Annotated in this window: 16 protein-coding genes; 3 read left to right on the top strand and 13 right to left on the bottom strand. The window is 64.8% G+C overall.

Features of this window, described 5'->3' with window-relative positions; all coding sequences use genetic code 11:
- Positions 1-19: 19 nt before the first annotated feature.
- From ruvB to tyrS, 10 genes are all read right to left on the bottom strand, one after another.
- Entirely contained in the window at positions 20-1,087 is a 1,068-nt protein-coding gene (gene ruvB, locus KBW95_RS06475; protein ID WP_211525572.1) for a Holliday junction branch migration DNA helicase RuvB, read from the bottom strand.
- Positions 1,084-1,662, bottom strand: a complete 579-nt coding sequence (ruvA, locus tag KBW95_RS06470; RefSeq protein ID WP_211525571.1) for a Holliday junction branch migration protein RuvA — start codon at positions 1,660-1,662, stop codon at positions 1,084-1,086. Before ruvA ends, ruvB begins: the two co-directional genes overlap by 4 nt.
- Before the next feature lie 15 nt (positions 1,663-1,677).
- Entirely contained in the window at positions 1,678-2,214 is a 537-nt protein-coding gene (gene ruvC / locus KBW95_RS06465; RefSeq protein ID WP_211525570.1) for a crossover junction endodeoxyribonuclease RuvC, read from the bottom strand.
- A gap of 126 nt (positions 2,215-2,340) precedes the next feature.
- Positions 2,341-3,927 carry a bifunctional phosphoribosylaminoimidazolecarboxamide formyltransferase/IMP cyclohydrolase gene (gene purH, locus KBW95_RS06460; protein ID WP_211525569.1) on the bottom strand — a complete coding sequence of 529 codons (1,587 nt, stop codon included), beginning with the start codon at positions 3,925-3,927 and terminating at the stop codon, positions 2,341-2,343.
- A gap of 88 nt (positions 3,928-4,015) precedes the next feature.
- The gene (locus tag KBW95_RS06455) at positions 4,016-4,249 is read right to left on the bottom strand and encodes a helix-turn-helix domain-containing protein (RefSeq protein WP_005667930.1); all 234 of its coding nucleotides are present in this window, start codon (positions 4,247-4,249) and stop codon (positions 4,016-4,018) included.
- A gap of 80 nt (positions 4,250-4,329) precedes the next feature.
- Entirely contained in the window at positions 4,330-5,355 is a 1,026-nt protein-coding gene (gene dusB, locus KBW95_RS06450; protein ID WP_211525568.1) for a tRNA dihydrouridine synthase DusB, read from the bottom strand.
- A gap of 209 nt (positions 5,356-5,564) precedes the next feature.
- The gene (locus KBW95_RS06445; protein ID WP_211525567.1) at positions 5,565-6,251 is read right to left on the bottom strand and encodes a histidine phosphatase family protein; all 687 of its coding nucleotides are present in this window, start codon (positions 6,249-6,251) and stop codon (positions 5,565-5,567) included.
- Positions 6,252-6,317: 66 nt separating this feature from the next.
- Positions 6,318-6,983 carry a YbhB/YbcL family Raf kinase inhibitor-like protein gene (locus tag KBW95_RS06440; RefSeq protein WP_211525566.1) on the bottom strand — a complete coding sequence of 222 codons (666 nt, stop codon included), beginning with the start codon at positions 6,981-6,983 and terminating at the stop codon, positions 6,318-6,320.
- Between the two features lie 49 nt (positions 6,984-7,032).
- A complete protein-coding gene (gene dtd, locus KBW95_RS06435; protein ID WP_211525565.1) occupies positions 7,033-7,491 on the bottom strand; it encodes a D-aminoacyl-tRNA deacylase in 459 nt (152 codons plus the stop codon).
- A complete protein-coding gene (gene tyrS, locus KBW95_RS06430; RefSeq protein WP_211525564.1) occupies positions 7,488-8,750 on the bottom strand; it encodes a tyrosine--tRNA ligase in 1,263 nt (420 codons plus the stop codon). Before tyrS ends, dtd begins: the two co-directional genes overlap by 4 nt.
- 149 nt (positions 8,751-8,899) lie before the next feature.
- On the opposite strand from tyrS, the gene KBW95_RS06425 reads away from it, so the two are divergent.
- Both KBW95_RS06425 and KBW95_RS06420 read left to right on the top strand, forming a co-directional pair.
- Positions 8,900-10,267 (top strand): M23 family metallopeptidase, encoded by a 1,368-nt coding sequence (locus KBW95_RS06425; RefSeq protein WP_211525563.1) that lies wholly within the window; start codon positions 8,900-8,902, stop codon positions 10,265-10,267.
- A 132-nt stretch (positions 10,268-10,399) separates the two neighbouring features.
- Complete coding sequence (locus KBW95_RS06420; RefSeq protein ID WP_211525562.1) at positions 10,400-11,497, top strand: anhydro-N-acetylmuramic acid kinase; 1,098 nt, start codon at positions 10,400-10,402, stop codon at positions 11,495-11,497.
- A gap of 66 nt (positions 11,498-11,563) precedes the next feature.
- On the opposite strand, the gene erpA is transcribed toward KBW95_RS06420, so the two are convergent.
- The 3 genes from erpA to argC form a co-directional block, all read right to left on the bottom strand.
- Complete coding sequence (gene erpA / locus KBW95_RS06415; RefSeq protein WP_036247772.1) at positions 11,564-11,932, bottom strand: iron-sulfur cluster insertion protein ErpA; 369 nt, start codon at positions 11,930-11,932, stop codon at positions 11,564-11,566.
- Positions 11,933-11,985: 53 nt separating this feature from the next.
- Positions 11,986-12,387, bottom strand: coding sequence for a polymer-forming cytoskeletal protein (locus KBW95_RS06410; protein WP_211525561.1), 402 nt, complete (start codon positions 12,385-12,387; stop codon positions 11,986-11,988).
- A gap of 245 nt (positions 12,388-12,632) precedes the next feature.
- Positions 12,633-13,670 carry an N-acetyl-gamma-glutamyl-phosphate reductase gene (gene argC, locus KBW95_RS06405; protein ID WP_211525560.1) on the bottom strand — a complete coding sequence of 346 codons (1,038 nt, stop codon included), beginning with the start codon at positions 13,668-13,670 and terminating at the stop codon, positions 12,633-12,635.
- A gap of 131 nt (positions 13,671-13,801) precedes the next feature.
- Between argC and KBW95_RS06400 the strand changes: the two genes are divergently transcribed.
- Positions 13,802-14,185, top strand: coding sequence for a MerR family transcriptional regulator (locus KBW95_RS06400; RefSeq protein ID WP_211525559.1), 384 nt, complete (start codon positions 13,802-13,804; stop codon positions 14,183-14,185).

Genomic DNA, 14,185 nt, shown 5'->3' with positions numbered 1-14,185 from the left:
GCCGGCGCGAGCGGCTGCGCTAAGCCAGCGGGAGGTTGTCCCAGAGATCGCCCGTGGGGCTGATGCGCGGCGCGGTGACGCCGAAATGCTGGTAGGCCAGCGGCGTGGCGATCCGGCCGCGCGGGGTGCGCTGCAGGTAGCCCTGCTGGATCAGGTAGGGTTCCAGCACGTCCTCGATGGTGTCGGCCGCTTCGCCGATCGCCGCCGCCAGGTTGCCGATGCCCACCGGGCCGCCGGCGAACTTGAACAGCACCGCTTCCAGCAGCTTGCGGTCCATGACGTCGAAGCCGACGGTGTCGACGTCGAGCATCTTCAGGGCGCGGTCGGCCATCTCTTTCGTGATCTCGCCGTTGCCCTTCACTTCCGCATAGTCGCGCACGCGGCGCAGCAGGCGGTTGGCGATACGCGGCGTGCCGCGGGCGCGCTTGGCGACTTCGCGCGCGCCCTCTTCGTTGATGGGCGCTTCCAGCAGCGCGGCGCTGCGCGCCACGATCTTGGTCAGCTCGTCGACGTTGTAGAACTCCAGGCGCGCCACGATGCCGAAGCGGTCGCGCAGCGGATTGGTCAGCATGCCGGCGCGGGTGGTCGCGCCCACTAGGGTAAACGGCTGCAGGTCGAGCTTGACCGAGCGCGCGGCCGGGCCTTCGCCGATCATGATGTCGATCTGGTAGTCCTCGAGCGCGGGATACAGGATCTCCTCGACCACCGGCGACAGGCGGTGGATCTCGTCGATGAACAGCACGTCGTTCGCTTCGAGGTTGGTCAGCAGCGCGGCCAGGTCGCCCGGGCGCTCCAGCACCGGGCCGGAAGTCTGGCGCAGGTTGACGCCCATCTCGCGCGCGATGATGTGGGCGAGCGTGGTCTTGCCCAGGCCCGGCGGACCGAACAGCAGGGTGTGGTCGAGCGCTTCGCGGCGCTTGCGCGCGGCGTGGATGAAGATCTCGAGCTGGTCGCGGATCTTTTCCTGGCCGACGTATTCTTCCAGGTGTTTCGGGCGCAAGGCGCGTTCGATCGCCTCCTCGTTCGGCGAAGCCGGCGCGGCATCGATGACGCGCTGTTCGGTGAAGTTGTCGGTCTGGATGCTCATGCCTTGGACAATGCCTTCAATGCGAACTTGATACCGTCGGAAACGCTGCTGCCGGCCGGCAGGTTCTTGATCGCCAGGAGCGCCTCCTTGTCAGAATACCCCAAAGCGACCAGCGCATTGAGCACGTCAGCCTGGGCGTCGTCGCGCACGGCGCCGCCTACCACGCCGATATCGGCGCCCAGCTTCCCCTTCAGTTCCAGCAGCAGGCGTTCGGCGGTCTTCTTGCCGATGCCGGGGATCTTCACCAGGCGCCCGGTTTCCTGCAGGGTGACGGCCTGCGACAGGTCGGCCACCGACATGCCGGACAGGATCGCCAGGCCCATGCGCGCGCCGATGCCGGTGATCTTGATCAGCTGGCGGAACAGCGCGCGCTCGGACGCGGTGCCGAAGCCGAACAGCAGGTGGGCGTCTTCGCGCACGATCAGGTGGGTGAACAGCACCACTTTCTCGCCGGTGTGCGGCAGGTTGTAGAAGGTGCTCATCGGCACGTCGACTTCATAGCCGATGCCATTGCAGTCCACCAGCACCTGGGGCGGCGTTTTTTCGAGCAGGATTCCGGAAAGGCGTCCGATCATCGTTGTTCTTCCTTGTTAGACGAGACGATTGCGTTTCATGCGCAGGCCCTGCATGGCGGGCGCGGCCGCGTGGACCATGGCCAGCGCATCCATCGTGTTGGCATGGCAGATCGCCACGCCGAGCGCGTCGGCGGCGTCGCTGCCCGGCAGGCCCGGCAGCTTGAGCAGGCGCGAAACCATGTCCTGGACCTGGGCCTTGGCGGCCTTGCCGGTGCCGACCACGGCCTGCTTCACCTGGACCGCGGTGTACTCCGCGACATCCAGGTCGGCGCCGACCAGGGCCGTGATCGCGGCGCCGCGCGCCTGGCCCAGCAGCAGGGTCGACTGCGGATTGACGTTGACGAAGACTTTTTCGATGGCCGCGCACACGGGGCCATAGGTGGCGACGACTTCGCTCACGCCGTCCAGGATGATCTTCAGGCGCGGCGGCAGCGCCCCCTCCAGGCCCGTCTTGATGGTGCCCGAGGCGATGTAGCGCAGCTTCGCGCCATGTTTTTCAATGACGCCGAACCCCGTCGTACGCAGGCCCGGGTCGATGCCGAGAATAATCATTGTGGAATGATATAGCGGCTGGGGGTGTTCGTGGGAAAAATACTGTAGAAAAACACAGTAAGTGGCGGTTTTGATCACACCACTTGGATGGCGGGATCCGCAGAAAGGATCCCGCCGGCAGGCAGATTAGTGGCGGAAGTGACGGGTACCGGTGTACAGCATCACGACGCCGCGCTCATCGGCCGCGTCGATCACTTCCTGGTCGCGCATCGAGCCGCCCGGGTGGATGACGCAGGTCGCGCCCGCATCGACCACCACGTCCAGGCCGTCGCGGAACGGGAAGAAGGCGTCCGAGGCCACGGCCGAACCGGCCAGGGTCAGGCCGGCGTTCTGGGCCTTGATCGAAGCGATGCGCGCCGAGTCGATGCGGCTCATCTGGCCCGCGCCCACGCCCAGGGTCATGCCGTTACCGCAGAACACGATGGCGTTCGACTTGACGAACTTGGCCACGCGCCACGCGAACATCATGTCCTGCAGCTGCTGCTGGGTCGGCTGCTTCTTGGTGACCACGCGCAGGTCGCCCAGGCCCACGTTCTTGGCGTCCGGCGACTGCACCAGCAGGCCGCCGCCGACGCGCTTGACGTCGTAGGGGTTCTGGCCGGCGCCCAGCGGAATTTCCAGCAGGCGCACGTTCTGCTTGGCCGACATGATCTGGCGCGCGTCAGGCGTGAAGCTCGGGGCGATCAGCACTTCCACGAACAGCTTGGCCAGCGCTTCGGCCGCCTTGCCGTCGACTTCGACGTTGAAGGCGATGATGCCGCCGAAGGCCGAGGTCGGGTCGGTCTGCAGGGCGCGGTTGTAGGCGTCGAGCGCGTCCGCGCCGATCGCCACGCCGCACGGGTTGGCGTGCTTGACGATCACGCAGCCGGCCGGCTGGCCCAGGCCGCCCAGCGACTTGACGCATTCCCAGGCCGCGTCGGCGTCGGCGATGTTGTTGTATGACAGTTCCTTGCCCTGCAGCTGGCGGTAGTTGGCCAGCGCGCCGGGAACTAGAGCGATGTCGCGGTAGAAGGCGGCGCCCTGGTGCGGGTTCTCGCCGTAGCGCATGTCCTGGACCTTTTCGAAGCTCATGTTCAGGGTCTGCGGATAGCCCGAACGGGTCGCGTGCTGGCGGTCTTCGCCCAGGCTGGTCAGGTAGTTGGTGATCGCGCCGTCGTACTGGGCGGTGTGGGCGAACACTTTCTTGGCCAGGCGGAACTTGGTTTCGTAGCTGACCGGGCCGGCGGCTTCGCCCGTGCCCTTCATCTCGGCCAGCACCACGCCATAGTCGGCCGGGTCGACGATCACGACCACGTCGCGGTGGTTCTTGGCCGCCGAGCGCAGCATGGTCGGGCCGCCGATGTCGATGTTCTCGATCGCATCTTCCAGCGAGCACTCTTCCTTGGCGACGGTCTGCTGGAACGGGTACAGGTTGACCACGACCATGTCGATCTGCGGAATGCCGTGCTCGTCCAGCTTGGCGACGTGCTCAGGCAGGTCGCGGCGCGCCAGGATGCCGCCGTGGACCTTCGGGTGCAGGGTCTTGACGCGGCCGTCGAGCATTTCCGGGAAACCGGTGTAATCGGCAACCTCGGTCACCTGGACGCCGTTATCCTGCAGCAGCTTGGCGGTGCCGCCAGTCGACAGGATGTTGACGCCGAGTGCGCTGAGGGCGCGCGCGAAGTCGAGCACGCCGGTCTTGTCGGAAACGGAAATGAGGGCTTGTTTGATCATGGTGTGGCCTGTGGTTAAGAATTCTTGCGGTCGGACGGCGGACCGATAGCGGCCACGCCCAACACGCGGCCACCCATTCCGCGCTGGATTAGAGCAGTCCGTGCTCTTGCAGTTTTTTTCGCAAAGTATTCCGGTTGATGCCCAGCATCTGGGCCGCATGCGACTGGTTGCCGTCGGCACGCGACATCACGACTTCGAGCACTGGCTTTTCAACGGTCAACACCATCATGTCGTAGATATTGGTCGGTTTCTGCTCGCCCAGATCGTTGAAATAGTCCTCGAGGCTCTTCTGGACGACTTCCTGGATACTTTCTTTGCTCATGTCTGCTGCTTCATCCTGGTTAATGATTGCTCCGCTGCATAGCAGCGTGTCCCCGTAATAATTCTTATTGTGATAACTGCTTATGCCGCGATCGCTTCATCGGCAGGACGCGCGGGGCGGTATTGTAACCGCTCGCCGTACTGATGTTGCGATTTGAAAAACTCGTCGACGGCCGCCAGCTGCTCGGCAGTCGATTCCATCAGGTTCATGCGCTGGCGGAATTCTTCCCCGCCCGGCAGATCCTGCACGTACCAGCCGATGTGCTTGCGCGCGGTGCGCACGCCCACGTATTCGCCGTAGAAGGCGTAGTGGGCCGGCAGGTGTTCGTTCATCAGGGCGCGCACCTCTTCCACCTCGGGTGGCGGCAGGTGTTCGCCGGTGCGCAGGTAGTGGTCGATCTCGCGGCAGATCCAGGGACGGCCCTGGGCGGCGCGGCCGATCATGACCGCGTCCGCGCCGGTGTAGTCGAGCACGAACTTCGCTTTTTCGGGGGTGGTGATGTCGCCGTTGGCGACCACCGGGATGCTCACCGCCGCCTTGACGGCGCGGATGGTGTCGTATTCGGCCTCGCCCTTGTAGCCGTCGGCGCGGGTGCGGCCGTGCAGGGTCAGCATCTGGATGCCGGCCTCTTCGGCCAGGCGCGCGATGCGCAGGGCGTTCTTGTTTTGGCGGTCCCAGCCGGTGCGGAACTTCAGGGTGACCGGCACGTCGACTGCGCCCACCACGGCGTGCAGGATGCGTTCGACCAGGTCTTCGTGCTGCAGCAGGGCGGAACCGCACCAGCTGTTGCAGACCTTTTTCACCGGGCAACCCATGTTGATGTCGATGATCTGGGCGCCGCGCTCGACGTTGAATTTGGCGCAATCGGCCAGGTCTTGCGGGTCGGCGCCGGCGATCTGGACGGCTTTCGGTTCCATTTCGCCCGCGTGGTCGGTACGGCGCGAGGTCTTTTCGCTGGCCCACAGGCGCGGGTTGGACGCGGCCATTTCGGACACTGCATAGCCGGCGCCGAGCTGTTTGCACAGCTGGCGGAAGGGGCGGTCGGTCACCCCGGCCATGGGGGCGACGAAGACGTTGTTACGCAGTGTGTAAGTACCGATTTGCACAGCGGAAAATGGGAGAAGTTTCTTGGGAACCTAGTATTTTACCCCAAGCGCTGCTCAAATTATCAGCAAATTTAATGGGATTGTTGCGTGTGCGATATTGGCAAGGTGTAAAAAAGGGGATTGGGAGCGGCGCTTGGGGGCGTGTCGAGGTTATCGCTAACAGGATGAGCTAACTCTGCGGTGCGAACTTGGGTCCCTCCCGAAGCCATCTACGTCAGATCATCCAGCACCGCCCGCCGAAGATGCTCCACCTCCCCCCAGCTGACCAGCTTCAAGCCGCCCTCTTCCACCACAAACCGGTTGACGCTCGCGTTATGCACCTTGAAGTCGCGCGGCGTCTCCAGCGGCAAGCCAAGCGCCGCCCGGTAGGCACACTCCAGCACCCCGCCATGCGCCACCAGCGCCAGGGTCTTGCCCGGATGCGCAGCCGCATGCCGCGCGATCGCCCCGGTCACGCGCTCGTAAAACTGGCGGAAAGTTTCGCCCCGGCTCTCCCCAGGGGGCACCTCCGCGTCCACATGCCGCGCCTGCCAGGCCGCGAACTCGAGCGGGAACCGGTCCGCGATCTCGCTGTACAGCAAGCCTTCGAAACCGCCATAGCAGCGCTCCCGCAAGGCCCGGTCCTGCGCCAGTTCCAGCGCCATGCCCGGCCCACGGCCGCGCGCGATGGCCTCGGCCGTCTGCCGCGCACGCATCAAGTCGCTCGACACCAGCACGTCGATGGTCTCGTCGGCCAGCGCCGCCGCCAGCGCGGCGGCCTGGCGTTCGCCCTCCGCGTTCAGGGCGATGTCGAGGTGTCCTTGCAGGCGGCGTTCCGCATTCCAGGCGGTTTCGCCGTGGCGGATCAATAGAATCGTGGTTGCGCCCACGGACGATTCGGGGTCATTCGACAACATGAGGTTCCTGCACCCGAACCTCGGGGCGATTGTTATTACTATTAATTAAGCAAACTGCCGATCAGGCTACCTGAGCACATCGGACGCGACTTCGGGATTCAGCGAATACACGCCGAACATCCGCGCCTCGTCCAGGATATGCCCCTGGATCGCCAGCCGCGCCTCGGCGCCGCTGAACTGCCCTTCCAGGGGCAGGTGCGCGATGTCGAGAGCGTACAGCGTGAATATATAGGTGTGCACGCGCTCGTCGTTCCAGGGCGGGCACGGTCCGTCGTAGCCGTAGAACTCGCCGGCCATGTCGGGATCGCTCGCGAACCAGCCGGTGTAGTCGTTCAGGCCGTGGCGCAGCTGGTGCTCGGTGCCGTTCTTGATGGTGAACGGCACCAAAGGACCCGGTTTGCCGTGCGGCGTGACCATGTCCGAAAACATGCCCTCGGCCAGCGACTTGAGGCAGACCGGGATGTCGACCAGCGTCCAGTGGAAGAAATCCACGCGCGGCAAGGATGCCGGCACCGTACGCCCTTCTTTATTGACGTCGGTTCCCTCGGACGGCACGTCCGGGTCGTGACAGATCAGCACCAGCGACTGGGTGCCGGCCGGCACCTCGTCCCAGGCGATATGCGGATTGCGGTTGCTCGACAGCTTGACGTGCGAGTCGGGGTCGATGACCGCGAACGCGCACTCGGGCGGGATTTCCCCGCCATCGCTAAATGACTCGCTCCAGATTCTCATACGTCCTCCCAGGCCCTGATGTTATTGACCCCGCCCGGCGCCGCTTGTTTCAGCGCGAAGTCCCGACCGGATCAACCTGCAGCCAGATCGTCACCGGGCCATCGTTTGTCAAAGACACCTTCATATCGGCCCCAAACCGGCCGGTTTCGACGATGCCATGACGCGCCCGCGCCTGGCGCACGACATGCTCGAACAGGCGCAGGCCGTCTTCCGGCGCGGCCGCCGGCGAAAACGAAGGGCGCGTGCCGGACTTGGTGTCGGCCGCCAGGGTGAACTGCGGCACCAGCAGCAGGCCGCCCTCGGTGTCGGTCACGCTGCGGTTCATCTTGCCGGCCTCGTCGGAAAAGACACGGTAAGTCAGCAGCTTGGCCAGCAGGGCCTCGGCTTCGCGCTCGGTGTCGCCCTTTTCGGCGCACAGCAGCACCATCAGCCCGGGGCCGATGGCGCCGACGGTTTCCCCGTCGACACGTACCGCCGCCTCGCTGACCCGTTGCAGCAGCCCGATCATGCCAGAGTAACGCGGGCGAACTTGCGCTTGCCCACTTGCACCACCACACTGCCGGCGCCCAGCTGCAGGCCCTTGTCGCTGACCACGCCGCCGTCGACGCGCACGCCGCCCTGGTCGATCATGCGCATGGCTTCCGAGGTCGAGGCGCACAGGCCGGCCTGCTTCAGCACCTGCGGCAGGCCCATCGGCGCGCCGGACAGCGCCACTTCCGGCACCTCGTCCGGGATGCCGCCCTTGGAGCGGTTGACGAAGTCGGCCAGCGCATCCTCGGCCGCCTGGGCCGAGTGGAAGCGCGCCACGATTTCCTTGCCCAAAGCCACTTTCGCGTCGCGCGGGTTGGCGCCGCCGGCGATCTCGGCCTTCAGGCGGGCGATGTCCTCGATCGAGCGGAAGGACAGCAGGTCGTAGTACTTCCACATCATCTCGTCCGAGATGCTCATCAGCTTGCCGAACATGGTGTTGCCCGGTTCGGTGATGCCGATGTAGTTGTTCTTGGACTTGGACATCTTCTCGACGCCGTCCAGGCCTTCCAGCAGCGGCATGGTCAGGATGCACTGCGGCTCCTGGCCATAATCTTTTTGTAACTCACGGCCAACAAGGAGGTTGAACTTCTGGTCAGTGCCCCCAAGTTCGAGATCTGCGTGCAAAGCGACTGAATCATAGCCCTGCATCAAAGGGTAAAGGAACTCATGCACCGCAATCGGAGTCCCACTCTTGTAGCGCTTGGTGAAGTCGTCGCGCTCCATCATGCGTGCCACGGTGTAACGCGAGGCCAGCTGGATCATTCCGCGCGCGCCCAGCGGATCGCACCATTCGGAGTTGTAGCGGATTTCCGTCCGTCCAGCATCCAGCACCAGCGATGCCTGGCGGAAGTAAGTCATGGCGTTGGCCTCGACCTGTTCGCGGGTCAGAGGCGGACGGGTCGCATTGCGGCCCGACGGATCGCCGATCATCGAAGTGAAGTCGCCGATCAGGAAAATCACCTGGTGGCCGAGGTCTTGCAGCTGGCGCAGCTTGTTCAGTACCACGGTGTGGCCGAGGTGCAGGTCGGGTGCGGTCGGGTCCAGGCCGAGCTTGATGCGCAGCGGTTTGCCGCTCTGCTCGGAACGCGCCAGCTTCTGGGCGAATTCGCTTTCGATCAGCAATTCGTCGACGCCGCGCTTGGCGATAGCGAGCGACTCGAGCACCTTGTCGGTCAGTGGCAGGGGTGTGGAAGGGGTCACCGGGTTGCCGTGTCCGGCCGATGCGTTGGAAGTCATAAATTCTTGTAGGAAAGAGGCTAAAACGGTTGTAGGACCATAACCTGTGGTATGATGCTCGATCTTGTTTCTGTTGCTTTGAAAAAACTTTTCAAAACGATAAGAAATGTAGGTCCCTAGAAGTTCAGCCGCAAATTTTAACTGATTGCATGAACCCTATACATAAAATCACTGGCAACAGCCTGCTGCAACTGCTCCCGAAGACCCGTAAGTCGCGCATCCTCAGCGCCGGCGCGGCCTTCCTGAGCCTGTGCGCGTTTGGCGCTGTTGGCGTGGCTCCTATCGCACCAGACGCGTCGGATCTCCCCGTCAAGCAAGTCGCCCAGGATCTCGAACTGCCGAACCTGGCAGACCAGATCGCCGCCCTCCAGCAGGACGAGCAGCAATTCATCCACGAAGAGCGCATTCGCCGCGGCGACTCGCTCGGTTCCGTCTTCAACCGTCTTGGCGTGAACGACGCCGAGGCCCAGAAATTCGTCCGCACCGATAAAACCGCCCGCCGCCTGCTGTCGCTCAAGACCGGCAAGCGCATCCAGGCCGAAACCGATGAGAACGGCCTGCTGCTGTCGCTGCGCGCCACCCTCACCGATGGCAAGGATGGCGATGCACGCACGATCACCGTGGCGCGCAAGGGCGAGGATTTCACCGTCACCGAGGCCCCTGCCAAGCTGGAGCGCCGCGTGGAGATGCGTTCGCGCGACATCACCACCTCGCTGTACTCGGCCACCGACTCCAACGTCGATGGCGGCAGCCTGCCGGATTCGATCGTCGGCCAGATCATCGAGATGTTCTCGACCAGCATCGACTTCCGTTCGGACCTCAAGCGTGGCGACCGCTTCAGCGTGGTGTACGAAACCTTCTGGCTGGACGGCGAACTGGTCAAGACCGGCCGCATCCTGGCGGGCGAATTCGTCAACCGCGGCGTCGCTCACCAGTCGGTGTGGTACGAAGACCCGGTCACCAAGCAGGGCGGCTACTACACCCTGGACGGCAAGTCCCTCAAGAAGGCATTCCTGAAGTCGCCGCTCGAGTTCTCGCGTATCTCGTCGGGCTTCTCGATGCGCGTGCACCCGATCTCGGGCAAGTGGAAGGCGCACAAGGGCGTCGACTACGCGGCCGGCATGGGCACGCCGATCCGTGCGGTCGGCGACGGCACCATCGACTTCGCCGGCGTGTCTGGCGGCTACGGCAACATGGTCGTCCTCAAGCACTGGTCGAGCTACAGCACCGCCTACGCCCACATGAGCCGCTTCGCTCCGGGCCTGCGCCGCGGCGCCAAGGTCAGCCAGGGCCAGGTGATCGGCTACGTCGGCTCGACCGGCTGGTCGACCGGCGCCCACCTGCACTACGAGTTCCGCGTGGCCGGCCAGGCCAAGGACCCGAACCAGTTCAAGTCGCTGGCCCAGCAACCGCTGAACCAGTCCGAACTGGCCCGCTTCCGCATGGCGGCTGCCGAAATGAACCACCGCTTCTCGCTGCTGTCGCCGAGCGGCGGCACGACGATGGCTGCGCGCTGAGCTTTACGTTCTGAATTGAAACGCCCTCCGCTGCTTCGTGCACCGGGGGGCGTTTTGTTTGGGGCCGATGGCTGAGCTGATAAACTTGGGTCCCGGCCACCCACGCCCGCCTACACCAAGTAATAAGAAACCATGAGCGAATCCTCCACCCTCTACATCGGCCTGATGTCCGGAACCAGCCTTGACGGCGTCGACGGCGTGCTGGCCGACTTCTCGAACGGCGCCATCCACACCCTGGCCGCCGCCTTCGCCCCCTTCCCGGCCGAGCTGCGCACCGAACTGATGGCCCTGCAAGCCGCCAGCCCGAACGAACTGGAACGTGAAGCCCTGGCCGCCAACGGCCTGGCCCTGGCCTACGCCGACTGCGTGCGCGCCCTGCTGCCCTCGGCCGCCGGCCCTGTGGCCGCTGTCGCCGTGCACGGCCAGACCATCCGCCACCGCCCGGAACTGGGCTTCACCCGCCAGACCAACAACCCCTCGCTGCTGGCCGAACTGACCGGCATCGACGTGATCGCCGACTTCCGCAGCCGCGACATCGCCGCCGGCGGCCAGGGCGCGCCCCTGGTGCCGGCCTTCCACGAAGCCGCCTTCGGCAAGCCAGGCACGCCGCGCGTGGTGGTCAACATCGGCGGCATCGGCAACATCAGCGTGCTGCACGGCGACGGCCGCGTGACCGGCTTCGACACCGGCCCGGGCAATGTCCTGATCGACCTGTGGATCGCCCGCCACCAGGGCCGCGCCTACGACGAGGATGGCGCCTGGGCCGCCAGCGGCACGGTCGACGCGCCGCTGCTCGGCATCCTGCTCGACGAGCCCTACTTCCGCCAGCCCGCCCCCAAAAGCACTGGCCGCGACTTGTTCCATGAACAATGGCTGGACGCAAAACTGGCGCAATGCCCGGGCTTGGCGCCTGTGGACGTGCAGGCCACGCTGACCCGCCTGACGGCGGTGACGATTGCGCGCGCGATCCGGGAGGAAGGGGTGAAGCCGGATGCCGTGTATGTCTGCGGCGGCGGCGCCTACAACGGCACCCTGCTGCGCGACATCAGCGCGGCGCTGGACGGGGGGAAGGTGGAATCGACGGCGGCGCTGGGCGTGGCGCCGAACCGGGTGGAGGCGCTAGCCTTCGCCTGGCTGGGCTGGCGCTTCGCCCAGCGCGAACCGGGCAACCTGCCGGCCGTCACCGGCGCGCGCGGGCTGCGCATTCTGGGCGCGCTGTATCCTGCGTAAACGGAAACGGCCCGCGAGGAGCGGGCCGTCTGGACCACCCGGCACTGCTGCCGGGGCCTGGGGAACTTAAGCCGAGAACGACGAACCGCAGCCGCAGGTCGAGGTGGCGTTCGGGTTCTTGATGACGAACTGGGCGCCTTCGAGGTCGTCCTTGTAATCGATCTCTGCGCCGACCAGGTACTGGTAGCTCATCGAGTCGATCAGCAGCTGGACGCCGTTCTTTTCCATCGTGGTGTCGTCTTCGTTGACGATTTCGTCAAAGGTGAAGCCGTATTGGAAGCCGGAGCAGCCGCCGCCCTGCACGAAAACGCGCAGCTTGAGGTCGGGATTGCCCTCTTCCTCGATCAGCTGTGCAACTTTCTGTGCGGCGCTGTCGGTGAAGTTGATCGGCGTGGGGATCGTGTCGTGCTCTTGCACTTCGGCGACTGCGGTCATGGATAAACTCCTGAATAAATTCAACTAGCGCCATTATAGACCGTTGGCGCAAGTCATGCTGCCGAGCCTTCGACAGCGTCGGCCAGATGAAACACCGGTTCGCCGGCTGGTTCGTGGGTCAGTTTCCCTGTTACCAAGGCCCCACCGTGCATCTCCAGCAAGCGGTAGTGTACATCTCCATGTATGCGGCCTTTCGGCTGTAATTCAAGCAGTTCCGACGAATATACCGAGCCGGCGATGTAGCCGTTGACCACCAAGCTGGCGCATCTCACCTCGCCCTCGATGCGGGCGTGCTCGGAGACGATCAGCATGCTGTCGGCCCCGTCCGCGGCCACCACGTTGCCGTGCACCTCGCCGTCGATCCGCAAGCCGCCCGTGAAGCACAGGTCGCCCTCGATCCGGGCCGAAATGCCGACCAGGCTGTCAATTTCGCTTTTCGCTTGTCGACCGAACATTGCGTCACCCCTGTAGAAAGTTGATCTGTGCATCGGTCAATTTACCGTGCTCAACAGGGTGCGCCTTGATCCAGGTCGTGTCGGGGGAGTTGCGGTTGCGCAACGTGAAATAAGGCGCCGGAGCGGCCGTGCATGAGCTGGCTGGACGCGTGGACGGGGAACCCGTCCACCCTACGTTGGCGTTCGCTGTAGGGGGGCGGGCCCCGCCGCCCACGCGCCGTTTGCCAGGTGCGTTATCGAGCTGCTTACGGCAGCAGCGCGATCTGCTTCAGGCCCTTGGACTCTTCAAGCCCGAACATCAGGTTCATGCACTGCACCGCCTGGCCCGACGCGCCCTTCACCAGGTTGTCCTGGACCACCAGGATCACCAAGGTATTGCCCGGCTCCGGACGATGCAGCGCCAGGCGCAGCATGTTCGAGCCGCGGGTCGAGCGGGTTTCCGGATGCGAGCCGAAGGGCATCACGTCGACGAATTCGCTGTCCTTGTATTCCTCTTCGAACAACGCCTGCAGGGCGGCGTTGTCGATGTCCTTGGTCAGGCGCGCGTACAGGGTCGAGTGCATGCCGCGGATCATCGGCACCAGGTGCGGGGTGAAGATCAGGCCGACCTGCTGGTCGGTGTAGCGCTGCAGCTGGGCCGAGGTTTCCGGGGTGTGGCGGTGGCCATGCACACCATAGGCCTTGAAGTTGTCGCTGGCTTCCGAGAACAGGGTGCCGATCTCGGCCTTGCGGCCCGCGCCCGACACGCCCGACTTGGCGTCGGCGATCAGGTTACTTGCATCGATGATGCCGGCCTTGAGCAGCGGGTAGAAGCCCAGCTGCATGGTGGTCGGGTAGCAGCCCGGGTTGGCGATCAGGCGCGCCTTCCTGATGTCTTCGCGGTTCAGTTCCGGCAGGCCGTAGACGGCTTCTTCCAGCAGTTCCGGCGCGGTGTGCTCGATCTTGTACCACTTCTCGAAGGTGGCGCGGTCCTTCAGGCGGAAGTCCGCCGCCAGGTCGATCACCTTCACGCCCGCCGCCAGCAGCGCCGGCGCCTGGGCCATGGCCACGCCGTGCGGGGTGGCGAAGAAGACCACGTCGCACTGGGTCAGGTCGGCCTTGTCCGGGCTCGAGAACGCCAGGTCGACCACGCCGCGCAGCGAGGGGAACATGTCGGCGACCGGCAGGCCGTCTTCCTTGCGCGAGGTGATCGCGGTCAGCTGGACATCCGGGTGGACGGCCAACAGCCGCAGTAATTCCACGCCCGTATATCCGGTTCCGCCAACGATGCCAACTTTGATCATGTTCTTTCCTTCGGTAATTAATGAGGCCCCTGCCGGGACAAGGCTGAAGGCTGCAATTTTAACAGCCTTGTTCGCAAGGCGCGCCGGCCCGCCCCGCTTGCCGCCGGGCCCGCCACCGCTATAATTTCTCTATGAAAATGATGTCCATCGGTGAGCTGGCCAGGCAGACCGGCGCCAGCGTGCGCTCCCTGCGCCATTACGAGCAATCCGGGCTGTTGAGCTCGGTACGGCGGGAGAACGGCTACCGGCTGTTCGACTCCTCGGCAGTCCAGTTCGTCGAGCGCATCCGCGTGCTGCTGCGAAATGGCTTCACGCTCGAGGAGATCCGGCCGGTGGTCTCCATGCTGGGCCCGCAGCCGCCGGACCTGCGCAGCATCTGCGGCGACGTCATCGCGCTCTACCACGACAAGCTGGGCGAACTGGACCAGCGTATCGAGGCCCTCCAGCAGATTCGGGACAGCGCCGCCGCGCGCCTGGCCTTCCTCGAAGAGCAGCGCCGCGGCGGCGGGCCCTGA

The organism is Massilia sp. ZL223, assembly GCF_018119395.1.
Taxonomy (GTDB): Bacteria; Pseudomonadota; Gammaproteobacteria; order Burkholderiales; family Burkholderiaceae_D; genus Telluria.
Note: the sequence above shows the minus strand (reverse complement) of the source record. Positions and strands in the feature narration are given on the sequence as shown.